This window comes from Orbus sasakiae (assembly GCF_039542345.1).
GTDB classification, from domain to species: domain Bacteria; phylum Pseudomonadota; class Gammaproteobacteria; order Enterobacterales; family Orbaceae; genus Orbus; species Orbus sasakiae.
The window spans coordinates 1,533,102-1,558,080 of sequence record NZ_BAABHY010000001.1; the positions used below are offsets into that span (position 1 = coordinate 1,533,102).

Below are 24,979 nucleotides of genomic sequence, written 5' to 3' on the forward strand. Positions count from 1 at the left end.
AAACACAGAAATGAAATTTGATATCATCCCAAAAGCACCTTACTCAAAACCAAGGCACTAAATTCATGGGCATTTTGTGGGATAAATAGTATAATCGGCAGCAATACGATGAGGGATCAGATATGCTTGGTAAATTTATTGTCATTGAAGGTTTGGAAGGTGCAGGTAAAACGACAGCAATTAAAACAGTATCACGAGTTTTAAACCAGAATAAGATTACGCAGTTAATCTACACACGTGAACCTGGCGGAACACCTATTGCTGAAGCATTACGTAATATTATAAAAAATGGTTTAGACAATGAACCGTTAACGAATAAAGCTGAACTGCTTATGTTTTATGCGGCCCGAATCCAATTAATTGATAATGTGATTAAACCAGCTCTATTAAATAATCAATGGGTAATTGGTGATCGGCATGATCTCTCCACGCAAGCTTATCAAGGAAGTGGTCGACAAATTGATCCTCATTTTATGGCGATGTTAAGACAAAATGTACTCGACGGATTTAAACCTGATTTAACACTTTATATGGATATCGATCCTAAACTGGGCCTACAGCGAGCCAAAGCACGTGGAGAACTGGATCGTATCGAGCAAGAGTCGCTCGACTTTTTTGAACGTACTCGCCAACGTTATTTAGAACTAGCCGCTCAAGATACCTCGATAATTACCATTGATGCTTCGCAATCGTTTGAAGATGTGACACATTCTATTGAGCAAAAACTAAATACATGGTTAATTGAAAATGGCATTAAATAATCATCAAATCGATCATTATCCTTGGTTGAAAAAGGCTTACCATGATCTCACATTACCACTGGTTCATGAACGAGCTCACCATGCCTTATTGATTAAGTTTATAACCGGTTGCGGTGAAGATATTTTAATCTCTACACTTGCAATGCGTCTACTGTGCCTCGCTCCCAAGCATAATCAACCTTGTCAAAATTGTCATAGCTGTCAGTTATTTTTAGCAGATCATCATCCAGATTATTACATTATAGAACCAGAAAAAAATAAACAATCCATTGGTATCGATCAAATTAGACAAATATCACAAAAAATATATGAACGAGCCCAGCAAGGTGGCAATAAAGTTATTTGGGTTAAAACCGCATCTTTAATGACGGATGCGGCAGCTAATGCGTTGCTTAAAACGTTAGAAGAACCGCCTGAAAATACGTATTTTTTACTCTCCGATATTGATAATGGTCAACTATTACCTACAATTAGAAGTCGATGCCAATTTTATTTTTTAACCATTCCCGAACTCGATGGCTCAATGATATGGTTAAAATCACACATCGGCACTGCACAATATACTGACAACGAATTGGCTACGGCATTATTGCTTAACAGAAATGCACCCTTAGCAGCACTTGCATTATTGCATGCAGACCAATGGCAAAAAAGAATGCATTTTAGTCAGAACCTACAAACGTATTTATCGGAAAGTGATTTTTGGTCTTTACGCGACACATTTATCAATGACCAAATATTTATGCTAATAGATTGGTTTTGCTCGTTATTAAGTGATGGATTAAAAGCAACACAAAAATCAGGACGATTTATTATTAATCGTGATCAAGTGCCATTGGTACGAATGATAGCAAGTTTTAATAGTGAAAAAATTATTCAACTCTATCATATTTGGAACGAGACTCGCCAACAGCTGCAAATGATAAATGGTTTAAATCAAGAGCTCATGATAAGTAATTTACTTGCACAATCAGAAATAATCCTACAATCTTAAGCTAATTAGCTTCAAAATAGGTGAATACTCTTGCTATAATAGTGGTATTAAACAAGCATTTTCGATTAATTATTAAGACATTATATATACAAAGGAATTATAAGCATGCCATCCCCGATTATTGTTGCTGTGGATTTTGCTGATACTAAATCAGCTTGGAATTTTATTGATCGTGTCGAACCAACAGATTGCCGTTTAAAAATAGGAAAAGAGTTATTTACGCTTGCCGGACCTGACTTTATTCGTCAAATTCAAAATAAAGGTTTTGATGTTTTTCTTGATCTAAAATTTCATGATATTCCCAACACCGTTGCAAGAGCCGTTGCGGCAGCAGCTGACTTAGGCGTATGGATGACCAATGTGCATGCGAGTGGTGGTTCACGTATGATGCAAGCGGCTAAGGATGCGTTATATTCTTACGGAAAAGATGCCCCACTTTTAATTGCAGTTACCGTTTTAACCAGTATGGAATCTGTTGATTTACAAGAAATCGGTATCGATGTATCACCATTAGAACAAGCGACTAAACTTGCGGTCTTAGCGAAAAACTGTGGACTCGATGGAGTTGTTTGTTCAGCGAAAGAAGTGCAAAGTTTTAGAACACGTTTAGGCAGTGATTTTAAATTAGTCACGCCAGGTATTCGACCGATTGGCGCAGATCCAGATGATCAACGCCGCATCATGACGCCTCAACGAGCACAGGCTGCCGGATCTGATTATTTAGTAATTGGTCGTCCAATCACGCAATCAGATGAACCAGAAAAAACGTTAAAAAGTATCTTGTCAACATTAGAGCTTAATTAAAACCATGAGCATATCTGATAATCCCCTTGTTTATTCGACTGAAGGCGGTCGAATAAAAGCGGTCGAACCAACAGTTACTCGCCCAAAAGGCGATGGTATCGTACGTATCCAAAAACAGACGGCTGGTCGTAAAGGCAAAGGTGTGAGCGTTATTTCGGGTATTAATTTAGACGATAATGAACTGACAAAACTCGCCGCTGAATTAAAAAAACGCTGTGGTTGTGGCGGCAGTGTTAAAGATGGCATGATTGAAATTCAGGGTGATAAACGAGATTTACTAAAAGAGTTACTTGAGCAAAAAGGGTTTAAAGTTAAATTTTCTGGGGGATAAAATCCCGTGATGAATAAAAAAAAACCAAAACAAAATGTTTTGGTTTTTTTATTTTATTCGTTAGCCATTAATGACTGCTCATGGCTCGCATTTTTGCTGAAATTTCGCGACGTTCTTTTGAAATTTCTGCATTTTTAATAATAAAATCATCAACACGATCTTCATAATCTAACTTCATATTCGCAATGATCGCTTGAATTTCATCATAAGTCATATTCGGTTTAATGTAGTCACTTAAATTTTCAAGTAATAAAACGCGTTTTTGATTATCACGGATTTTCTTTTCATTATCAGTAATTTCACGCTTAAGTTTATTTAAACGACGAGATAAACGAACATACTCTAATACGCTCTGGAATGAAGGTTTTGTTACTTTATCCTTTTCCATTAATAACCCCTTATATCAAATTGTTAATATATAAAATGTCATGATGCTCACAAGTATATACTATATATAACCCAAAGTGCACAAAAATCCAAGCTTAATAGTCATTTTCAGTGATGAAAAATGTGAGCACAGTAGCGAATTTGAGATTAATCTGAAGCATAAATGTATATTGTATAAAATTTAATAAAAAAAGCCCTCATTTTAGCAAGGGCTTTTCCATAAAAGTAAAAGATTAGAAGAGATATTTTAGCCCTAGCATTAACCCGGTATCACTATAACCATGGTTACTAACTTGATGTGCTAGATTAAACCAAATATCAGTATGTGGTGTAATACGCCCTTCTAAACCTGCTTTAATTTCAGCAATATTACGACCGCCGTCTTGGCTAACGCGTACATCATCCATTTGGACACTATATGCTTTCGTATTATGTAGCCAATTTGCCTCTAAAAAGAGTTGTCCCGCTTGTTGATTAACGGAGTTAGCAGTTGAGTGATAACCAATAATCGTTTTTAAACCTAAACGTAACTGAAGGTTATTTGCATTAGCACTTACTTTAGTCCCTTCATTCTCAGTATGGTCAACCATTTTTACTCCCATCCAAGTAAGTTGTCCTTTTGGCTGCAGCTGCAAATTATAATTTGCCGATTGTGCAGCCAATAATGTATAGCCACTTTCAATTGATGCCGTTAATCCTTTAAGATCATATTTTTCACTTGCCTGATCTTGGCCATGTACTGAGCCATGATAACGATTCCAACTGGCCCATGAATCGAGATAGAATCCGTTATGACTATCTTCATTGCTATACCATGTGCCATAAACACCAAAACTGTAGCCATCTACTTTACCAGACGATTTATAGACTGTTAACTTAGAGTTTGCATCATTCGTACTACGCCCATATCCCGCCATTAAACCTAAATGTAAACGACTTTTCCCTTCATTTCCCCATTGCGCAATATCACCACCTAACTGAGTGATATTCCAGTTATTTTTGCCGTTTAACTGACTACCAACTTCATATTTTGTATAACCGTATTTATAGCGAATCCACATACTGGTGACTTTCTGTTCGCCCGTTAACAAATCAGTATATTGTGTTTCGCCCAAACGATCATGTAAACGTAAATTAAACAGTGAATTGGCGGCCATTAAATTACCGATATAAGATGCTGCTTCTGGTCGAAGTTCTTTAATAGGAGTCTCTCCCCTTTCGCTGGTTAAGTACCAACTATTTGTATCGCTACTACTACCTTGTTTAAGCTTATAATCATAAGCTCCGCCTACAATACGTGCTCCTTGAACAAATGCATCATCGCTTGACGTGCCGTTTACCTCAACAATTTTGATACCTTCTATTGTTTTATCACCTAGGCCACCAATATTATTAATATAGACGGCTGTTGCACCACTTGCTCCAGTAGAAACATCCCCTGTAATCACTAATTTATCCGTTACTGACGTGTCATTACCTAAAATAGAATCAAGCTTTAATGAACCACCATTGCTCACGTAGTTACCTTCAATGGTTAATATCGTCGGCACATCTCCATTTTGTAAATTAATCGTCCCTTGATTATCCACATTTGCATAAATGGTTGTTTGCGCTAAGGCCGTGTTAAGTACCGTTGTTTGATCAATATTCAATACGTTATTATCTGCCGTTGTCGGCACTTCAAATAGATTATCCGATAAGGTAATTTGGCTATTTTCTAAATTAATCATATTCCAATTTAAAACATCTAGGCCCAATGTTTTATCAGCGCTGTCACTGGTATATATGCTTATATTTTGATTATTGAGTGTTAATGTATTTGTACCTGCACCACCGTCGATAAGGGATAAATTTGAAACATCAGCATCTTGGGAGATAATCGCGACATCATCACCATACCCCATGTATACATTACCATTCATCGTACCACCAGAGAATTGATAACGGTTGTTCCCATTTCCCATATAAATATCGCCAATAATACTTCCAGCAGATTGAATTAGCGTATCATCACCATACCCCATCACAATACTTTTTCCACCACTGGTGTTACTAACACTCCCTTTAATATTTACTGTGGTATTTTGTAGATTAAGCGAATTATTTATCGTCACAGATTCATCACCACTAGACGTGAGTTGTGCATTTTCACCGATATAAATAGTGCTAGATTCAGAGTTGATGTTGGTATCACCTAATGAGATGCTACCGGTAAATAAACTTCCAGTTGATATTGCTGATGAAGCATAACCACTGGTTGAAATTATCGTACTCCCCGTACTGCTGATAGTGCTTTGATCGCGGATGGTAATACCAGTATTAATCGTATTAATTTCAAGTTCGTTAAAGGTTGCTTTGTTTTCACCAACATTCAAAACAATACCTGATCCGGAACCATTAACTGTGGTTTTTCCGTCAACATTAACATATCCACCATTTTCAACATTGATTCCATTGAGGAATTTATTAATAGTAAGATTCCCTTTTACATCAAATAAACTTTTTGCAGCATTAACAAAAATACCATAGTTCCAATATTTAGCATCTGATGTATCACCAAGAAAATTAACTGTGGCATCACCTTTTACAGTTATATTGCTTGGTAAAGCGCCACTTTGTAAATAATAACCAACTTGGACCCCACGGCTGTTACCAGCCTTATGAACATAAATATTTACATCATTATCAAATATAATTGAACCATCATTTTCAGCTAATACGGTTATTGCATTAGCATGGAGATTAGAAATACTAACAGAACTTGCCGTGAATTCTAACGTGGAGCTTTCTTTTGAAGTAACCGTATTATTACCTTGATAATCTTCTTTTGTTGCAGTACAAGTAGAGCCGTCATTTGCCCTAACAGCATTGTTAGCAGCCGACGCTAAATCAACACATTCACCATAAACCGAATATGAACTTAAGCCAATTAAAATAGTCAGTAGTTTTTTATTGAGGATTTTTTGTGAAAATTTTATTTTTTTTATCATGTTCCCTTCCTTTCGTTATTTTTTTATCTGATTTAATACCAAAATTATTTTAATAATCATAATGGTGATAACGCTAACACCTCCTTTGGTGAAAACACAAAAAAAGACTAAGACTGATTATTTTTAATCATTCCAAACCGACTTAAGAAAAAATTAATGTATTGATATAAATCAATGTTTTTAATAAAAAATGATGAAATCATATATCAACATACGGAATGATAACCTAAACCGATTAATGCTGTAAATGAAATTAATTTTAAAAAATGTATGCTTATGTAAAGTAAAAAAAACAATTCAGTGACAATAACAGCCTGACAGTTTAGCAATAACCGTTGCCGCTAATAAAAGGTATCATGAAGCACATTGATAACTGGCTAACCAGTTATCAATGCAAAAAGAGGGATCGTTAAGCTAAAAATGTCGGAATTTTATCTTCGAAAGTGCTAATGGCATCTTCGTGTTGTAACGTTAAACCAATATTATCTAAACCATTTAATAAACAGTGACGTTTGAATCCATCAATTTTAAATGAATATTGCTTATCACCAGCAATCACCACTTCATTTTCAAGATCAACCGTAAACTCAATGCCTTCATTGGCTTCAACGATTTTAAATAATTCATCAATATCTTCTTCCGAAAGATTAACCAATAATAATTGGTTATTAAATGAATTATTATAAAAAATATCGGCAAAACTCGATCCGATAATGGTTTTAAAACCATAATCAGCTAAAGCCCAAGGTGCATGCTCCCGTGAAGAACCACAACCAAAGTTTTCACGCGTCAGTAAAATACTGGCACCGTGATAACGCGGTTTGTTCAGCACAAATTCAGGATTCGGTTTTTGGCCTGCATCATCTAAAAATCGCCATTCATGGAATGCATGTTTACCAAATCCTGTACGGGTAACTTTTTGTAAAAATTGCTTAGGGATAATCGCATCCGTATCGACATTTGCAGCATCTAAAGGAACGACCAAGCCAGTGTGTTTAATAAATTTAGCCATCATCAATCTCCTTAAAATGGTTTACGAATATCAGTAAAATGGCCCGTTATAGCAGCGGCGGCAGCCATTGCGGGGCTAACTAAATGTGTTCTTGCATCACGACCTTGACGACCTTCAAAATTACGGTTGCTCGTTGATGCGCAGCGATCACCGGGAGCCAATTTATCATCGTTCATCGCAAGACACATTGAGCAACCAGGCAACCGCCATTCAAATCCTGCATCAATAAAAATTTTATCAAGTCCTTCTGCTTCTGCTTGTGCTTTCACTGGGCCAGAACCCGGTACTACCAGTGCTTGAACGCCACTAGCAACTTTCCGTCCTTTAGCAACTTCTGCAGCAGCACGTAAATCTTCAATACGTGAGTTGGTACATGAACCAATAAACACTTTGTTAATTTTAATGTCAGACATTTTTGTACCGGCAGAAAGTCCCATATAATTTAAAGCTCGTTCTGCTGAATGCTTTTCAATTGGATCATTGAAATCACTAGGACTAGGTACTGTTGAGTCAATAGATGTTACTTGTCCAGGGTTCGTTCCCCAAGTCACTTGCGGTGCGATATCTTTTGCGGCTAATGTAACAACTTTATCAAACGTTGCGCCTTCATCCGTTTTTAGGGTTTTCCAATACGCAACGGCTTGATCATACTGCTCACCTTTAGGTGAGAACTGACGATCTTTTAAATAGGCAAACGTCACTTCGTCTGGTGCAACAATCCCGGCTTTAGCCCCCATTTCAATGGCCATATTACATAATGTCATACGTCCTTCCATTGATAATGAACGAATTGCATCACCACAAAACTCAACAACATAACCCGTACCACCAGCACTGGTCGTTTTACCAATAATAGCCAAAATAATATCTTTAGCAGTGATACCAGGAGCAACATCGCCTTTTACTTCAATTTTCATTGTTTTAGCACGGCCTTGTTTTAGTGTTTGAGTTGCTAAAACGTGCTCAACTTCAGATGTCCCAATACCAAATGCCAATGCACCAAATGCACCATGTGTTGCGGTATGGGAATCGCCACAAACAATTGTCATACCCGGTAACGTCATGCCTTGTTCTGGTCCAACAACATGGACAATACCACGTAGTGGACTTTTTAAATCATACAATGACACACCAAATTCTTTGGCATTTTTAACTAATTCAGTTAACTGAATTTGTGCCATTGGCGTACAAGCATTTAAATCATTACTCTTCGTCGATGTATTATGATCCATTGTTGCAAACGTTTTATGTGGTTGGCGCACACGACGATTCATCGCACGTAAACCATCAAAAGCCTGCGGTGACGTCACTTCATGAACTAAATGACGGTCAATATATAAAATGGGTGTTTCATTAGGAGCTTCATAAACAACATGTGCATCATACAATTTTTGATACAATGTTTTTGGATTTAATTGTGACATTGCGGTGTTCCTTTATTGTATTTATCAGGGGATATGTGTCTTTATGAATCCCCTGTCTAACATTAAATCATTAAATTAAACGGCAGATGGTATCGCCCATTTCATCAGTAGAAACGTGTTTACCACCGCGAGCGAGGTCAATCGTTCTGATGCCTTGTTCTAAGGCTTTCGTCACTGCTTGTTCAATTGCTTTTGCAATATCGTCACGTTTTAAGCTATAACGTACAAGTAATGCTAATGACAATATTTGTGCAGCAGGGTTAGCAATATTTTTACCCGCGATATCTGGCGCACTTCCCCCTGCGGGTTCATATAATCCAAAACCTTGTTCATTTAAGCTTGCAGACGGTAACATTCCCATTGAACCGGTAATCATCGCACACTCATCTGATAAAATGTCGCCAAATAAATTTGAGCATAGCAACACATCAAACTGTGACGGATCTTTAATTAATTGCATTGTTGCGTTATCGATATACATATGCTCAAGAGCAACATCTGGGTATTCTTGCGCAACTTCATTGACCACTTCACGCCATAAAATGGATGTTTGTAAAACATTGGCTTTATCGATTGAAGTTACTTTTTTGCGACGAATTTTAGCGGCTTCAAAGCCCATTCTTGCAATACGTTCAATTTCAAAACGATGATACACTTCTGTATCAAATGCACGTTCTTGTGGACCATTGCCTTCACGGCCTTTTGGTAAACCGAAATAAATGCCACCGGTTAATTCACGCATGCATAATATGTCAAAACCACGTTTAGCGATATCATCTCGTAATGGACAAAGATCTTCAAGGCCTTGATAAAGACTTGCTGGTCTCATATTAGCAAAAAGTTTAAAGTGCTTACGCAAAGGTAATAATGCACCGCGTTCAGGTTGTTGATCCGGCGGTAAATTAGTCCATTTTGGCCCACCTACTGAACCAAATAAAATAGCATCAGCCTTTTCACACCCAGCTAATGTATCTTTAGGTAATGGGCAACCATGAATGTCAATTGCCGCACCTCCCACATCATATTCACTAGTAGTAATCGCTAATTGATATTTTTCACGAATAACATCAAGCACTTTATAAGCTTGTTTCATTACTTCTGGACCGATCCCATCACCGGGAAGTACTGCAATATGATACGACTGTGACATAATAATCCTCAAATATTTTATACGTTGTTATTTTACAATTTGGTATCGCTATACATTAGCCGTGCAAGCGCTGTTTTGCTTCCGCAACAATTGTTGCACGATAGATATTATTTAACGCATTAATCAATGCTTTTGCAGACGCTTCAACGATATCGGTGGCTAGCCCGACTCCATGAAAACGGCGCCCATTATGCTCAACAACGATGTCAACTTGACCTAATGCATTTTCGCCTTGTCCTTTTGCCGCCAATTGATATTTAACAATAGAGACTGGAATTTGGGTAATGCGATGAATCGCTTGATAAACGGCATCAACGGGTCCATTACCTGTTGCTGCATCTGATTTTTTCTCATGACCAGCAGTTAAACTGACTGATGCAGTTGAAACCACTGTGGTGCCTGATTGCACATTAAAATATTCTAGTGAAAAATGTTCTTCATCATCTTTAAGACTGTTCATAAAGATTAAGGCTTCTAAATCATAATCAAAGACTTGACCTTTTTTATCCGCTAAAGCTAAAAAGGCAGCGTAAATTTGATCTAAATCGTAGTCTTCATCACGATAACCTAATTCTTCTAAACGGTGTTTTACCGCTGCACGACCAGAACGCGACGTTAAATTTAATTGAACTTGATTCAAGCCGATTGACTCAGGAGTCATGATTTCATAGGTTTCACGATTTTTTAATACACCATCTTGGTGAATCCCTGAAGAATGGGCAAAAGCATTGCTACCAATAATTGCTTTATTTGCAGGAATGGGCATATTGGCAATTTGGCTGACAATTTGGCTAGTACGATAAATTTCTTGATGATTGATATTGGTGTGAACATTTAAGATATTTTGACGAACTTTAATGGCCATAATCACTTCTTCTAAAGCAGTATTACCCGCGCGTTCACCTAATCCGTTCATTGCCCCTTCAATTTGTCTTGCACCTTCTTGAACAGCACTGATTGAATTGGCAACCGACATGCCCAAATCGTCGTGGCAATGTACTGAAATTATCGCTTTATCAATATTAGGAACACGTTCAAACAATGTTCGAATAATACCACCAAATTGATAAGGAACGGTATACCCTACAGTATCTGGGATATTAATCGTGGTTGCACCGGCACTAATTGCTGCCTCAACAATACGACATAAGTTATCAATAGGTGTGCGGCCTGCATCTTCACATGAAAACTCAACATCATCTGTATAATTTCGAGCACGTTTCACGCTATGCACAGCCCTTGCAACCACATCATCAAACGTCATTCTTAATTTATCTTGCACATGTAATGTTGATGTTGCCATAAAGGTATGAATACGAAATTGCTCTGCAACTTTCAATGCTTCTGCGGCGACATCAATATCTTTATCCACACATCGTGCTAATGCGCATACTCGACTATTTTTAATTGTCTTTGCAATGGTTTGGACTGATTCAAAATCACCAGGAGACGAAACCGGAAAACCAACTTCCATAACATCAACTCGCATTCTTTCTAATGCTAGCGCTATTTGTAGCTTCTCTTTAACACTTAAACTCGCTTGCAATGCTTGCTCACCATCACGCAACGTTGTGTCAAAAATAATAACTTGATCGCTCATTTTGATTTTCCTTTTTTATTAAGCCCTAAATTGCGAATTCATTTGCGAGTTTTTCATGTCGTTAAAAACAAAAAACCCGCAACTTAGCGCGGGTTTCTGTTTGTTATGAAGTTGATGACTAGTTCAACTTTACTCCGAATACAGACTATCCGCGCAATTAAATGCGAGGAGGAGGCTGAGGAGTAGGTTCATTGAACTAAACATTAAATTCTCTTAATTTTTTTATACAAATATTGGTGCTATTTTTATCAAATTTTAAACAGTGCGTCAAGCAACAATTTAATCAGTAAGGATATATTTCGTTAAATTTTTATCATAAGCTATAATTATAGTGTAAAAATCATCATTTTAATGGAAATAATTTTATCATCAGTACCATAATTTTAAATCGATGAAAAGCAGCCGACCTGAGTTGATAAAGTCCAAACTCAGGTAAAACCCTTTAGTCTTAATAATAATTTCTCACTATTTTTACAGTTGAAAATGTGTTTATTGTCCCAATATACCTTTTATCAAGCGCAAAGTAAGTACATAAAATTCATGATGTACAACAGGTTTAATTAAGGAGCAGATTGTGACTACAATTGTGAGTGTCCGTCGTAACGGACAAGTTGCCATTGGTGGAGATGGTCAAGTAACACTAGGGGAACGAATTATTATGAAAGGCAACGCCAAAAAAGTGCGTCGTCTCTATAACAATAAAGTGATCGCAGGTTTTGCTGGTGGAACTGCCGACGCTTTCACGTTATTTGAATTATTTGAACGTAAGTTGGAATTACACCAAGGTCATTTGACGAAAGCCGCCGTTGAGTTGGCCAAAGATTGGCGTACAGATCGTATGCTGCGTAAACTCGAAGCCTTGCTTGCTGTTGCTGATGAAACCGCTTCTTTAATCATTACGGGTACTGGTGACGTGATTCAACCTGAAGATGATCTTATTGCAATCGGTTCGGGCGGTCCCTATGCTCAAGCAGCCGCGAGGGCTCTATTAGACAGTACAGAATTATCAGCTAAAGACATTGTACAAAAATCATTAACAATTGCAGGCGACATTTGTGTTTATACCAATGGCTTCCAAACAATTGAAGAATTAGATTATTAATCAACCGAATTGAAGAGAATACATTATGTCCGAGATGACCCCAAAAGAGATAGTAAGCGAACTTAACCAACATATTATTGGTCAAGATAAAGCTAAACGTGCCGTCGCTATTGCGCTACGTAATCGCTGGCGTCGCATGCAACTTGATGAAGCACTGCGTCATGAAGTTACCCCTAAAAATATTTTAATGATTGGTCCAACAGGTGTTGGTAAAACGGAAATTGCTCGCAGACTTGCAAAATTAGCCAATGCGCCATTTATTAAAGTGGAAGCCACCAAATTTACCGAAGTCGGTTATGTTGGTAAAGAAGTGGATTCCATTATTCGAGATTTGACAGATTCTGCGGTCAAAATGATACGCTCACAAGCGATGGAAAAAAACCGCAATCGTGCCGAAGAACTAGCTGAAGAACGTATTTTAGATGTTTTAGTTCCACCGGCGAAAGATGGCTGGGGGCAAACGGAAAATAATACTGATTCAACAGCCAGACAAGCATTTCGTAAAAAATTACGTGAAGGTGCCTTAGATGATAAAGAGATTGAAATTGAAATATCTGGGGTCAATATTGGTGTAGAAATTATGGCTCCTCCTGGAATGGAAGAGATGACAAATCAACTTCAATCCATGTTCCAAAATTTAGGTGGTCAAAAAAGTAAACCGCGTAAAATGAAGATCAAAGAGGCATTTAAGCAGTTGATTGAAGAAGAAGCAGCTAAACTCGTCAATCCAGATGATCTGAAACATGAAGCTATCGAAGCCGTGGAACAAAACGGTATTGTCTTTATCGATGAAATTGATAAAGTCTGTAAACGCGGTAACTCATCGGGGCCCGATGTTTCACGTGAAGGAGTACAACGTGATTTATTACCACTAGTAGAAGGATGCACGGTTTCAACTAAACATGGTGCGGTTAAAACTGATCATATCTTGTTTATCGCCTCTGGTGCATTCCAAACGGCAAGTCCATCGGATCTTATTCCTGAACTTCAAGGTCGTTTACCGATTCGAGTAGAATTGCAAGCATTAACTACCGAAGATTTTGAGCGTATTTTAACCGAACCGAATGCGTCATTAACAGTGCAATATAAGGCATTAATGGCGACGGAAGGGGTGGATATTGAATTTACACAAGACGGTATCCGTAAAATTGCTGAGTCAGCATGGCAAGTTAATGAACAAAATGAGAACATCGGTGCTCGCCGCTTACATACCGTACTTGAGCGTCTGATGGAAGACGTTTCATTTGATGCAAGTGAACTCGGTGGTAAAACGATCACTATTGATGCGAATTATGTTAGCGATCATCTTGATAAATTAGTGGCAGATGAAGACTTGAGTAAATTTATTTTATAAAAATAAAAAGGGCTAGTTAATCTAGCCCTTTTCTTATCGAGTAAAACATTAATTATTAAACGCACTTTCACCATGACTATTGATATCAAGCCCTTCTCGCTCTTGTTCTTCTGGAACGCGTAATCCAACCAATTTATCAGCAATTTTGAATGCTATAAATGCAACAACGCCAGTCCAAATTACACATGTCACAATACTCATCGCTTGCACACCTATTTGTGATAACATCGTTACACCTTCGCTATAACCAACACCACCTAATGATTCTGATGTAAACACCCCAGTTAATAGACAACCGACAATACCACACACACCATGAACCCCAAATACGTCACACGTATCATCAACGCGTAACATACGTTTTAACGCTGAAACACCCCAGACACCTGTTGCACCACACACTAAACCAATAATTAGCGCGCCACCCACACCAACAAAACCCGCTGCTGGAGTGATGCCGACTAAACCAGCAATCACCCCCGAACATGCGCCTAAACAAGAAGGCTTACCACGGTGTATCCATTCAACAGCTGACCAAGCAAGAACTGCAGCTGCTGTTGCGGCAACAGTATTGATGAAAGCGAGCCCTGCAATTTCATCCGCATGGGTTGCTGACCCGGCATTAAAGCCAAACCACCCGATATATAAAATGGCTGCACCGATGTAAACATAAGGTAAATTAAATGGTTTTAGTGCTTCTTTGTTAAAGCCAAGACGAGTACGAATTAAGTATGCCCCCACTAAACCGGCCACAGCCGCGTTAATATGAACCACTGTACCACCTGCAAAATCAAGTGCGCCTTCGTCCCCTAAAATGCCCCCACCCCATACCATATGTGCCATTGGAATATAGGAGAAAGTAAACCAAATCATCATAAAAATGATCACCGCAGAAAACTTGATACGTTCAGCAAATGCACCTGGAATCAAACAGCATGTTATGCAGGCGAATGACCCCTGAAAAGCAATCCAAATGAACTGATAAATTGTGCCTTGCACATCTGTGATTTTAATGCCTGATAACATGACCCAATCAAAATTACCAAAAAACCAGTTACCCTCACCAAACGCTAACGAATAACCATATAAAATCCACAATACAGAGATTAAAGAAAAGGTGAATAATACCTGAGATAACATGGAAAGCACATTCTTAGAACGTAATAATCCGCCATAAAATAATGCAATACCCGGTACAGACATAAATAAAACCAATGCTGTACATATCATCATAAAACCATTATCTGCTTTATCTGCTACGTTAACCGCATCATCGGCAAATACACTGGCTGAGATAAACATTGTTGCTAATACCATTAATTTTTTTAACATAACCGCAGTCCTATCTTAAAAATCATTTATTATTACGTCGCTGACAATTAAAGTGCAGCTTCATCGGTTTCGCCAGTACGAATACGTATTGCATTTTCAAGGTGGCTGACAAAAATTTTGCCATCACCAATTTTTCCAGTATAGGCAGCTTTAGTCACCGTAGTGATAACGTCATCTAATAACTCATCAACGATTGCTATCTCAATTTTCACTTTTGGTAAAAAGTTAACGGTATATTCTGCACCGCGATATAACTCAGCATGGCCCTTCTGGCGACCAAATCCTTTTACTTCAGTAACGGTTAATCCATTGACGCCAATATTCGATAACGCTTCACGAACTTCTTCTAATTTGAAAGGTTTAATGATGACGGTGACTAATTTCATTGATTGATCCTCATAATTGAAAATAACAATGATAACTTTGCAAATGCCATGCCAAGTTGTGCTATTTATTATTGAGGGACTAAAAAATTGAGTGAAAAGAGTTAGATAATAATAAATTTTTGGTTGCTTGTACTAAATATTAATCCTACAAAAAGCCGATTCAATGCTGATTGATATTGGATTATTAGTAAGCTCAATAGTAATCGATAAATGAATAATCTCATCGTCAATTACTGTTGACTGACAAAATGGGATTATTCATCGATTGAAGGGACTAAAAATGAACACACGGGCAAATAATCACTGTGATGTCGCAGTCTTTTGCACCATTTTAGTGCTAGTCACTCACCATAAGCTTGCGATATTCATCATAGGCAAAATGATCTGTCATTCCGCTGATATAATCTTGCATTAATCGTGAACGGTAATAAAATTCCCAAATTCCAAAACTAGGATCATTTTGATCCAGTAATTTAATTGCCTGTTTATAAGCAACGCAATGTTTTGCCGAAAGTTTATGATAGAGCCGTGTTTCGATCATATATTTTGGATGTTTATCTTTTTCAACTAACTGTAAAAAATCGACCGCAGGCATCGCTAACAATGGACTGTAAATGTCCAGTAAACCATTGATGATTCGGTAACCTTGTAATTCAATGTTTTCGACGGATTCATGATTAAAAACATACTTAAAACCCACATTTTTAAAAATACCCAATAATTTAAATTCAGCATCATGATCTTCAAGTAAAGCATGATTAAATGATCCATCGTAAATGGCTTCAATATTTTCAATAAATCGCTCCGCCGCATGAGGAACTAATTTACCAATCGTATTTACACGCAAGTACATAAAAAATTGGTCAACACCAATAGGGTAATATTCACAGTTTTTTAAACCATCAAAGGCTCGTTGGACAACCAAATCAAAAAGATCGCCATCTTTTTTTGGTCCCCACTCTTTTAACAAATATTGATAAAGCTGCTCAACCGTAAAAATGCGTTTTTCAACCGCATCTTCTAAATCAGCAATGCAGTAGGAAATATCATCAGCAGCTTCCATAATATAAGTCAGAGGGTAGCGATGATACGGTTTTTGTTCAACACTGTCGGTTAATGTTTGGACAAAGGCTTCTTCGGCTAAATAAAAACCCGGTTTTTTCATTAAATAACTAAATTCCGCAGGTGTTTCGCCAATCCAATAAGCGGGTTTAGAATATTTTAAAATACAGGCAATCTGTGAATACGTCAGATTTAATTTTAAAATCGTATGCACTAAACGTATCGCTTGTGCATTACCTTCAAAATTGCATAAATCCTGACGCACTTTTTGGCGTAATTCATTTAATTCGGGTTGTTTTGCATGATAACTCAAACACGCAAAATCAGATTGCCCATCAATACCTAATCGTTTGGTAAACCAGTGGTTAATAGCAGCTTCGCCAAAATGTCCAAAGGGTGGATTACCAATATCGTGCATTAAACATGCCATTTCAACTAAACTTTCAATGACCACACTTAGTTTATCGAGTCCATATTGCTTAAGTTGATTTTGACCTGCAAGTCGTTGATAAATATCTTTAACGATATAGCGCCCAACCTGTTGGACTTCTAATGAATGCGTAAGGCGCGTTCTAACAACTGCGTTGCGTTCAAGCGGAAACACCTGTGTTTTTTGTTGCAAACGCCTGATGGCTGCAGAATTTAAAATTCGACCACGATCACTTTCAAAACAACGAATCAATGCGTATTCATCAAATAAACGATCTTTTTGTACACCACTGTGACGTTGATAACTGATTTTATTATTGAAATTGATCATGCTCACCCTTAATCATTGTTATTGCAATTTATCTTGTGCCCATCGAACGGCAGTGATGTAATCATCAGGCAACTGATTGGTCAATGCTTCTAATGTTTGATGTAAACACGTATAGTTATGGTGAGTAAGATTTAAATGGCCAACTTTGCGACCCGCTCTCACAGCCTTTTCGTACCAATGAACATGCACTAACGGTAGCGATAACCAATCAAGATTGTATGGTGTTCCTATTAGATTAACCATTACAGAAGGTGCAAATACATCTGGTTTGGGCATAGGTAAATTTAAAATGGCTCGCAGATGAAGTTCAAATTGACTGATTGATGCCCCATTTTGAGTCCAATGCCCACTGTTATGTACACGAGGCGCTAATTCGTTGATCAGCAATGTATCGCCAACGATAAAACACTCCATTGCCATCACACCAACATAGTTGAGCTCATGCATGATAGTACTTAACATATTTTCGGCTTGTTGCTGCATGATGGGATTGACATTGTTGGTAACAACGCTCATTTTCAAAATACCATCTTGATGTAAGTTGTGTGTTAAAGGATAAAAAACAGTATGGCCTTGTTTATCACGAGCCCCAACTAAAGACATTTCACCATCAAAATCAATCGCTTGTTCGACAATCGAAGCTTGATAAGCATCATCAGGAACGAGTGATGTAGAATCACTTCTTACTCGCCATTGACCGCGACCATCATAGCCACCGACTCGGCGTTTTACGATTAGTAAAGGGGTCAAAACATCAAATAGTGTTGACCAATCCGTTGATTTATCGAGTGTTCGCCACTTGGCAGTAGGTAACGCAAGTCGATCAAATAACTGTTTTTGCGTCAAACGATCGGCAATAATCGGAAATACATCCCGATTAACAAATGCCGCATGCTGTGCCAAAATTTGTGTGAATGGGGTATCTGGCCAGCGTTCAATTTCAGCTGTAATCACCGAGTCTTGATAAGGAACTAATGCAGGCTCCACATCTAAGCCGACGGGGAAAACATGAATACCTAATGGCTCACCTGCTTGTTTCAGCATTCGCCCGAGTTGTCCATTACCTAACACACATACCGATTTCATGAAAAAGTCCTAATAGTAATTGATTAAATAACCCTTGGATCAGGATGAGCAAGTACTTCATCCGTTTGTGATTGCCTAAATGCCGCCAACCGTTTAAATAATTCATTATCATTTACGGCTAAAATTTGTGCAGCAAGTAAGGCAGCATTTGCCGCACCGGCTTTGCCAATAGCTAAAGTACCTACAGGGATCCCCTTTGGCATTTGCACAATCGAGTATAAACTATCAACACCGCTTAATGCAGCACTTTGTACTGGTACACCCAAAACAGGGACTAACGTTTTAGCCGCCAACATACCTGGTAAATGTGCAGCACCTCCTGCGCCAGCAATGATGACATGAATACCCTGACTTTTAGCTGACTGAGCGAAGTGAAAAAGTTTATCTGGTGTGCGATGTGCTGAAACAATGTCAACATCAAAAGGAACATCAAGTTGTGTTAACAGATCAGCAGCATGTTGCATGGTATCCCAATCACTTTTTGAGCCCATGACAATGGCGACTTTAATCTGCTTTGGTTTGACTGACGGACTTGCTAATGGTTTTTTAGACATAATAAATACTCATCAAAATCAATAGATAAGTATTATAAAGAATTTAGCTAATGAGTTATAGAATAATTTTCATCTAATATGTATTAATGCTGAGAATAGTCATTACCACCGTACTTTACCCTACAATTACTCAATTATCGATTTGTGATTCATTACAAAAATTGAAATGTTCTTGCAAGCGAATCGTAATTTTCATTTGCTAGCATATGCCTTGTCATTAAGACAAATCATTTAATAATAATTTAAGGAAAAATATATGAAAAAACTCGCTTTAATCGTTGCCGCTTGCACACTATCTTTTGTCTCTGTGGCAAGTTATGCAAACATGGGCACAGCAAAAGATTCAGAAAGACCTTGTAACGGTAAAATTGAAAAATTTACTGCGCCAAATTTAATTGATAATCCTCGTATTACCAATAAATAAACGTCAGCTTAAACATCGAGATTCATACCTTACCCTCTCTATTCCGCGAGATGATTCTCAAGGAATAGATTTCCCCAGGTAGATTGAATTAACATATTCTCTTATACTTATCATCAAATATCATTTAATTAACGAAACAAGCATGAAACTACTGATTGTAGAAGATGGGATAAAAACGGGTGATTACCTTAAACAAGGCTTAACTGAATCGGGCTATATTGTTGACCTTGCTCGAGATGGTCTAGATGGCTTACATTATGCGTTGACCGAAAGTTATGACCTCATTATTCTTGATGTCATGCTCCCCAAGCTTGATGGTTGGAGTATTTTAAAAACGGTAAGAACCGTAAATAAAGACTTACCTATTTTATTATTATCTGCCAAAGATCAAGTTGCTGATCGCGTGCAAGGCTTAGACCTTGGTGCCGATGATTATTTAGTAAAACCTTTCGATTTTACTGAGCTCCTTGCCAGAATCCGCACTTTATTACGTCGAATTAATAACAATACTCATGAATCGGATGTATTAACCATAGCCGATCTGCAATTAGATATGAAAAGACGCTATGTTTTGCGCGGTGATAAACATATTTTATTAACCCCAAAAGAATTTACATTATTGGAGCTGTTCATGCGCCGTCAAGGTGAAGTGCTTTCGCGTTCACTTATTGCATCACAAGTCTGGGATATGAACTTTGACAGTAATACCAATATTATTGATGTTGCAATGCGCCGTTTACGAGCAAAGATTGATGATGATTATGATGTCAAACTTATTCAAACAATGCGCGGCATGGGTTATGTTTTAGAAGGACCAAATTATGATAAAAAGACTATATAATTCCTTAACCTTTCGCCTAACATTTTTGTTTCTGATCGTTTCAATATTTGCTTTAGGTTTTGTGGGTATCTGTATTAATCGTTATATTTCGCAATATGCCGCAACCCAAGATCAAATTGCACTTGATGAAAAAATGTTTCATTTTAATCAAGTTATTACCGACATTTATGTTAACAACCATACACTAAACCTTAATCAACCAATAACAAAAAACCAAGCACTTGATAAACTTGAACGTAATCATAATTTTATATTTTTTGCGATCACCCCTGATGGCAAGGTTCTTTATACCAATTCGACTAATGATCGCTTTACCGATAGTTTTTTAAATCAATTTAAAAATAATGATAATGATGAAATCTTTATGTGGAATCATAACCATATTTTTTACCGTGGTATGAATGGCACCGTTAATAATGCAAACAATCAACCAATCATCAAATTAATTATTGCAAAAGATGTCAGTGAGTATCAAAATTTTTTCTCATCATGTAATAAAACCATGTGGATCAGCATCTTAATTGCCATTTTTATTATGGGTAGCAGCGGATGGATCGTGGCCAAAAATGGGTTAAAGCCGTTAAAGAAAATGGTTGATCAAACGTCAAAAATTGATGTAAACCAACTCAGTATGCGGTTACCAGCCAAACACATACCAACTGAACTTGCTGCATTAAGTCAGACACTTAACAGCATGTTAGAACGTCTTGAAAATTCATTTTCAAGATTATCGGGCTTTTCATCTGACTTAGCGCATGAGTTAAGAACGCCAGTTAATACCCTTAAAATGCAAACTCAAGTAACTTTATCACAGCCGCGTACGAATGAAGAATACCGTGATGTACTGTATTCTAATGCTGAAGAATTCGATCATTTAAGCCAGATGATTTCAGATATTTTATTTCTAGCGAAAACCGATAACGGCTTGAATTTGCCAAAGCCTTCACAACTCAATTTACGTGAAGAGATTCAAAAAGTGTTGGATTTTTATCTTTTTATTGCTGAAGAAAAAGGCAACACATTTAACATTATTGGTAATGCGCAGATTTCAGGCGATGCCATTATGTTAAAACGGGCACTGAGCAATCTGATTATGAACGCGATTACTTATAGTTATCCCGATTCAGACATTAAAATTATTATTGAGCAAAGCAGTGAGATGAACATGATCTCCATCAAAAACTCAGGCGAAACCATTACTGAAGAACATTTGCCATATTTATTTAGTCGATTCTATCGTGTCAACGATTCTCGACAAGTCGCGTCTGACGGTGTTGGCTTAGGGCTCGCCATTACCCGTTCGATTATTCATGCCCACGGTGGCAAAATCGATGTAAGTTCAAAAAATGATATCACTTGCTTTACTATCTATTTGCCAAAACATTAACCAAATGGGCCTGACATTTAAATTTATTCAATAAAAAAGTAGCTTTATCGAATAAATAAATGTAGAATGCTTCGGCAATATTTTATCAACTTTTTATCTCAATCACGGTGAATATTGCTATGTCTCGCATAATCAAAGAAGCACTAACTTTCGACGATGTTTTGTTAGTTCCTGCTCATTCAAATGTTTTACCTAATACAGCTGATATCAGTACACAGCTTACTCAAACTATTAAACTTAATCTTCCTATGATTTCTGCGGCAATGGATACCGTTACCGAAGCAAGTCTGGCTATTGCCCTTGCGCAAGAAGGCGGCATCGGTTTTATTCACAAAAATATGCCAATTGAAGTACAAGCTGACCATGTAAGACGTGTGAAAAAACACGAAAGTGGTGTTGTACAAGATCCGATCAGTGTATTACCTACAGCCACCATTAAAGATGTGATCAAATTGGCAAAAGATTATGGTTTCGCGGGTTTTCCTGTCGTGACCAAAGATAATGAACTGGTCGGGATTATTACTGCACGTGATGTACGTTTTGCGACAGACTTAACCCAACCAGTTACCGCCGTTATGACGCCAAAAGAGCGACTTGTCACCGTATTAGAAGGTGAACCTCGTGAAATCGTCTTACAAAGAATGCATGAACGACGTGTTGAAAAAGTATTGGTCGTCGATAATGCTTTCCGCTTAAAAGGGATGATTACCGTTCGTGACTTCCAAAAAGCAGAAGAAAAACCTAATGCATGTAAAGATGATAAAGGTCGTTTACGTGTTGGTGCTGCAGTCGGCGCTGCACCAGGTAATGAAGAGCGCATTGCAGCATTAGTTGAAGCCGGTGTTGATGTATTACTGATTGACTCATCACATGGCCACTCTGAAGGTGTTTTACAACGTATTAAAGCGGCAAGACAGGCTTACCCTGATTTACCAATTATTGGCGGGAATGTCGCAACAGCTGAAGGGGCACTAGCCCTAATTAAAGCTGGCGTGAGCGCTGTAAAAGTTGGTATCGGTCCTGGTTCAATTTGTACAACCCGTATCGTTACTGGTGTAGGTGTACCACAAATTACCGCGATTATGGATGCAGTTGAAGCCGCTAAAGCTTATAACATCCCGGTCATTGCCGATGGTGGTATTCGTTATTCAGGTGACATTGCGAAAGCATTAGCTGCTGGCGCAAGTTGTGTTATGGTGGGCTCAATGTTTGCGGGTACTGAAGAAGCGCCAGGTGAAATCGAATTATACCAAGGGCGTGCTTATAAATCTTACCGCGGTATGGGGTCATTAGGTGCAATGTCTAAAGGTTCATCTGACCGCTATTTCCAAAGTGATAATGCGGCGGATAAATTAGTTCCTGAAGGCATTGAAGGTCGCATTGCTTATAAAGGAGCCCTAAAAGAAATTATCCATCAGCAGATGGGTGGTTTACGTTCATGTATGGGGTTAACTGGTTGTGCAACTATTGATGAATTAAGAACTCAATCTCAATTTACGCGTATTACTGGTGCAGGTATGAAAGAGAGTCATGTGCATGATGTCTCAATTACAAAAGAGCCACCTAACTACCGTTTAGGTCAATAAATATTGAAAGGCGACCTATAGTCGCCTTTTTTATTGTTACAATAAACGATTGTCCCTATTTGCTCAATGATTTCAATATACTTCATTGGGTTATTTTGTTAAAATCGCTATATTAATTTTTATATAACGATTTTTTCAATGTAACAATCAAAAGTATCACAGCCATTGTGATACATCATCAATGTGAGCTTAAGTAGGAATAAAATATGAAAAAACTGACTGGAATTGTTTTTGCAATCAGCGCCATATTCATGAGCGTCAGTGCGAATGCGGCAGAAAAAGTGATGGTATTTGCTGCGGCATCATTAACCAATGCCATGCAAGATATCAGTACATTATATCAAACACAGCATCAAGATAGTGAAATCGTGTTTTCATTTGCTTCTTCTTCGGTACTCGCACGTCAAATTGAACAAGGTGCACCTGCGGATATTTTTATGTCAGCAGACCAAAAGTGGATGGATTACCTTGTCGATCGTCATTTAGCAAGTAATAAAGAAACGTTGCTTAAAAACTCACTGGTCCTCATTGCACCAACATCATCAAAACTCGATCAAGTAACGATTAATAACACAACTGATTGGCAGGTCATTTTACCCCACAATGAAAAAATGGCAGTTGGCGACCCTGACCATGTTCCAGCTGGACTTTATGCCAAAGAATCATTGACTAATTTAGGTGTATTTAATCAATTAGAACCCCAACTTGCGCGAGCCAGTAATGTGCGTGATGCGTTAATGCTTGTTGAACGCGGTGAAGCGGTACTAGGCATTGTTTACAGTACGGATGCAAAGGTCAGCCAAAACGTTAAAATAATTGCTGATTTTCCCGCTGACTCATTTAAACCCATTGAATATCCGATCACTTTATTAACACATTCAGACTCAGCCAAAACATTTTATAATTTCTTAAAATCATCACAAGCTAAGGTTATTTTTGAAAAATACGGTTTTGTGACTCAATGATGTTGACTGAATATGAGTGGCAAGTTTTACTACTCAGTTTAAAAATAGCCGCAATGGCGATTGTGTTCAGTTTACCTATCGCCATTTTTAGTGCATGGTTATTAGCACGTTGCCAATTTTGGGGAAAATCACTGTTTGACAGTATTATCCACTTGCCACTTGTTTTACCCCCCGTTGCATTGGGGTATTTATTATTAATGACAATGGGTCGACGCGGTGTTATTGGCCAATGGTTATATGATACATTGGGTATCAGCTTTAGTTTCAATTGGAAAGGTGCTGCCCTTGCCTCTGCCATTGTGGCTTTTCCCTTAGTAGTACGTTCAATACGTTTAGCAATTGAATCAATTGATACACGACTTGAAAATGTGGCTAGAACATTAGGTGCAAATAAGCTCCGTGTCTTTTTTACCATCACCCTGCCGCTGGCTTTTCCCGGTATTTTAATGGGTGTGGTTTTAGGATTTGCTCGCTGTTTAGGTGAGTTTGGTGCAACCATTACCTTTGTGTCAAACATTCAAGGTGAAACTCGCACCATCCCACTTGCAATGTATACGCTATTACAGGTTCCAAACGGCGAACAAGCCGCAATGCGATTATGTGTGATTTCCATTGTATTATCCTTAATTGCTCTCATTGCATCTGAATGGCTGAATCGTTGGCATAAAAAGAAACTGGCAGGATAAT

23 protein-coding genes are annotated in these 24,979 nt (G+C 37.9%); 12 read left to right on the forward strand and 11 right to left on the reverse strand.

The features are described 5' to 3' along the window. The first annotated feature begins 122 nt into the window (after window positions 1–122). The 4 genes from tmk to yciH all read left to right on the forward strand — a co-directional run bounded on the left by tmk (window position 123) and on the right by yciH (window position 2,890). Complete coding sequence (gene tmk, locus ABEA36_RS06710) at window positions 123–761, forward strand: dTMP kinase (protein ID WP_345490102.1); 639 nt, start codon at window positions 123–125, stop codon at window positions 759–761. Next, window positions 748–1,755 carry a DNA polymerase III subunit delta' C-terminal domain-containing protein gene (locus tag ABEA36_RS06715; RefSeq protein WP_345490104.1) on the forward strand — a complete coding sequence of 336 codons (1,008 nt, stop codon included), beginning with the start codon at window positions 748–750 and terminating at the stop codon, window positions 1,753–1,755. Before tmk ends, ABEA36_RS06715 begins: the two co-directional genes overlap by 14 nt. A 105-nt stretch (window positions 1,756–1,860) precedes the next feature. Continuing rightward, the gene (pyrF, locus tag ABEA36_RS06720) at window positions 1,861–2,559 is read left to right on the forward strand and encodes an orotidine-5'-phosphate decarboxylase (protein ID WP_345490106.1); all 699 of its coding nucleotides are present in this window, start codon (window positions 1,861–1,863) and stop codon (window positions 2,557–2,559) included. Window positions 2,560–2,569: 10 nt separating this feature from the next. Further along, window positions 2,570–2,890: a stress response translation initiation inhibitor YciH gene (yciH, locus tag ABEA36_RS06725; protein ID WP_345490906.1), complete on the forward strand. Its 321-nt coding sequence runs from the start codon at window positions 2,570–2,572 to the stop codon at window positions 2,888–2,890. A 67-nt stretch (window positions 2,891–2,957) separates the two neighbouring features. On the opposite strand, the gene tmaR is transcribed toward yciH, so the two are convergent. The 6 genes from tmaR to leuA all read right to left on the reverse strand — a co-directional run bounded on the left by tmaR (window position 2,958) and on the right by leuA (window position 11,453). Then, window positions 2,958–3,278, reverse strand: coding sequence for a PTS system regulator TmaR (tmaR, locus tag ABEA36_RS06730; RefSeq protein WP_345490108.1), 321 nt, complete (start codon window positions 3,276–3,278; stop codon window positions 2,958–2,960). A 232-nt stretch (window positions 3,279–3,510) separates the two neighbouring features. Then, window positions 3,511–6,267, reverse strand: a complete 2,757-nt coding sequence (locus ABEA36_RS06735) for an autotransporter outer membrane beta-barrel domain-containing protein (RefSeq protein WP_345490110.1) — start codon at window positions 6,265–6,267, stop codon at window positions 3,511–3,513. Window positions 6,268–6,676: 409 nt separating this feature from the next. Next, the gene (leuD, locus tag ABEA36_RS06740; protein WP_345490112.1) at window positions 6,677–7,282 is read right to left on the reverse strand and encodes a 3-isopropylmalate dehydratase small subunit; all 606 of its coding nucleotides are present in this window, start codon (window positions 7,280–7,282) and stop codon (window positions 6,677–6,679) included. A gap of 8 nt (window positions 7,283–7,290) precedes the next feature. Continuing rightward, window positions 7,291–8,703, reverse strand: coding sequence for a 3-isopropylmalate dehydratase large subunit (leuC, locus tag ABEA36_RS06745; RefSeq protein ID WP_345490114.1), 1,413 nt, complete (start codon window positions 8,701–8,703; stop codon window positions 7,291–7,293). A 70-nt stretch (window positions 8,704–8,773) separates the two neighbouring features. Continuing rightward, complete coding sequence (gene leuB / locus ABEA36_RS06750; RefSeq protein ID WP_345490116.1) at window positions 8,774–9,853, reverse strand: 3-isopropylmalate dehydrogenase; 1,080 nt, start codon at window positions 9,851–9,853, stop codon at window positions 8,774–8,776. A gap of 55 nt (window positions 9,854–9,908) precedes the next feature. Continuing rightward, window positions 9,909–11,453, reverse strand: coding sequence for a 2-isopropylmalate synthase (leuA, locus tag ABEA36_RS06755; RefSeq protein ID WP_345490118.1), 1,545 nt, complete (start codon window positions 11,451–11,453; stop codon window positions 9,909–9,911). Window positions 11,454–12,027: 574 nt separating this feature from the next. On the opposite strand from leuA, the gene hslV reads away from it, so the two are divergent. Together hslV and hslU are read left to right on the forward strand one after the other, a co-directional pair. After that, window positions 12,028–12,555: an ATP-dependent protease subunit HslV gene (hslV, locus tag ABEA36_RS06760; RefSeq protein WP_345490120.1), complete on the forward strand. Its 528-nt coding sequence runs from the start codon at window positions 12,028–12,030 to the stop codon at window positions 12,553–12,555. A gap of 25 nt (window positions 12,556–12,580) precedes the next feature. Next, window positions 12,581–13,909 carry an ATP-dependent protease ATPase subunit HslU gene (gene hslU, locus ABEA36_RS06765; RefSeq protein WP_345490122.1) on the forward strand — a complete coding sequence of 443 codons (1,329 nt, stop codon included), beginning with the start codon at window positions 12,581–12,583 and terminating at the stop codon, window positions 13,907–13,909. Between the two features lie 48 nt (window positions 13,910–13,957). Here hslU and amtB read toward each other — a convergent pair whose 3' ends face one another. From amtB to purE, 5 genes are all read right to left on the reverse strand, one after another. After that, complete coding sequence (amtB, locus tag ABEA36_RS06770) at window positions 13,958–15,241, reverse strand: ammonium transporter AmtB (protein WP_345490124.1); 1,284 nt, start codon at window positions 15,239–15,241, stop codon at window positions 13,958–13,960. A 47-nt stretch (window positions 15,242–15,288) separates the two neighbouring features. Then, entirely contained in the window at window positions 15,289–15,627 is a 339-nt protein-coding gene (gene glnK, locus ABEA36_RS06775) for a P-II family nitrogen regulator (RefSeq protein WP_345490128.1), read from the reverse strand. 337 nt (window positions 15,628–15,964) lie between these two features. After that, window positions 15,965–17,455: a dGTPase gene (gene dgt, locus ABEA36_RS06780; RefSeq protein ID WP_345490130.1), complete on the reverse strand. Its 1,491-nt coding sequence runs from the start codon at window positions 17,453–17,455 to the stop codon at window positions 15,965–15,967. Window positions 17,456–17,467: 12 nt separating this feature from the next. Further along, window positions 17,468–18,535, reverse strand: a complete 1,068-nt coding sequence (gene purK, locus ABEA36_RS06785) for a 5-(carboxyamino)imidazole ribonucleotide synthase (RefSeq protein WP_345490132.1) — start codon at window positions 18,533–18,535, stop codon at window positions 17,468–17,470. 23 nt (window positions 18,536–18,558) lie between these two features. Beyond that, window positions 18,559–19,089: a 5-(carboxyamino)imidazole ribonucleotide mutase gene (gene purE, locus ABEA36_RS06790; RefSeq protein ID WP_345490134.1), complete on the reverse strand. Its 531-nt coding sequence runs from the start codon at window positions 19,087–19,089 to the stop codon at window positions 18,559–18,561. A gap of 256 nt (window positions 19,090–19,345) precedes the next feature. On the opposite strand from purE, the gene ABEA36_RS06795 reads away from it, so the two are divergent. The 6 genes from ABEA36_RS06795 to modB all read left to right on the forward strand — a co-directional run bounded on the left by ABEA36_RS06795 (window position 19,346) and on the right by modB (window position 24,978). Next, the gene (locus tag ABEA36_RS06795) at window positions 19,346–19,513 is read left to right on the forward strand and encodes a hypothetical protein (RefSeq protein WP_345490136.1); all 168 of its coding nucleotides are present in this window, start codon (window positions 19,346–19,348) and stop codon (window positions 19,511–19,513) included. 142 nt (window positions 19,514–19,655) lie between these two features. Further along, complete coding sequence (locus ABEA36_RS06800) at window positions 19,656–20,354, forward strand: heavy metal response regulator transcription factor (protein ID WP_345490138.1); 699 nt, start codon at window positions 19,656–19,658, stop codon at window positions 20,352–20,354. Further along, entirely contained in the window at window positions 20,335–21,741 is a 1,407-nt protein-coding gene (locus ABEA36_RS06805) for a heavy metal sensor histidine kinase (RefSeq protein WP_345490140.1), read from the forward strand. Before ABEA36_RS06800 ends, ABEA36_RS06805 begins: the two co-directional genes overlap by 20 nt. A gap of 119 nt (window positions 21,742–21,860) precedes the next feature. Continuing rightward, window positions 21,861–23,327: an IMP dehydrogenase gene (gene guaB / locus ABEA36_RS06810; RefSeq protein ID WP_345490142.1), complete on the forward strand. Its 1,467-nt coding sequence runs from the start codon at window positions 21,861–21,863 to the stop codon at window positions 23,325–23,327. Between the two features lie 206 nt (window positions 23,328–23,533). Beyond that, window positions 23,534–24,292 (forward strand): molybdate ABC transporter substrate-binding protein, encoded by a 759-nt coding sequence (gene modA, locus ABEA36_RS06815; protein ID WP_345490144.1) that lies wholly within the window; start codon window positions 23,534–23,536, stop codon window positions 24,290–24,292. Beyond that, window positions 24,289–24,978 carry a molybdate ABC transporter permease subunit gene (gene modB, locus ABEA36_RS06820; RefSeq protein WP_345490146.1) on the forward strand — a complete coding sequence of 230 codons (690 nt, stop codon included), beginning with the start codon at window positions 24,289–24,291 and terminating at the stop codon, window positions 24,976–24,978. The genes modA and modB overlap by 4 nt, the downstream gene beginning before the upstream one ends. The last annotated feature ends 1 nt before the right edge of the window (window position 24,979 follow it).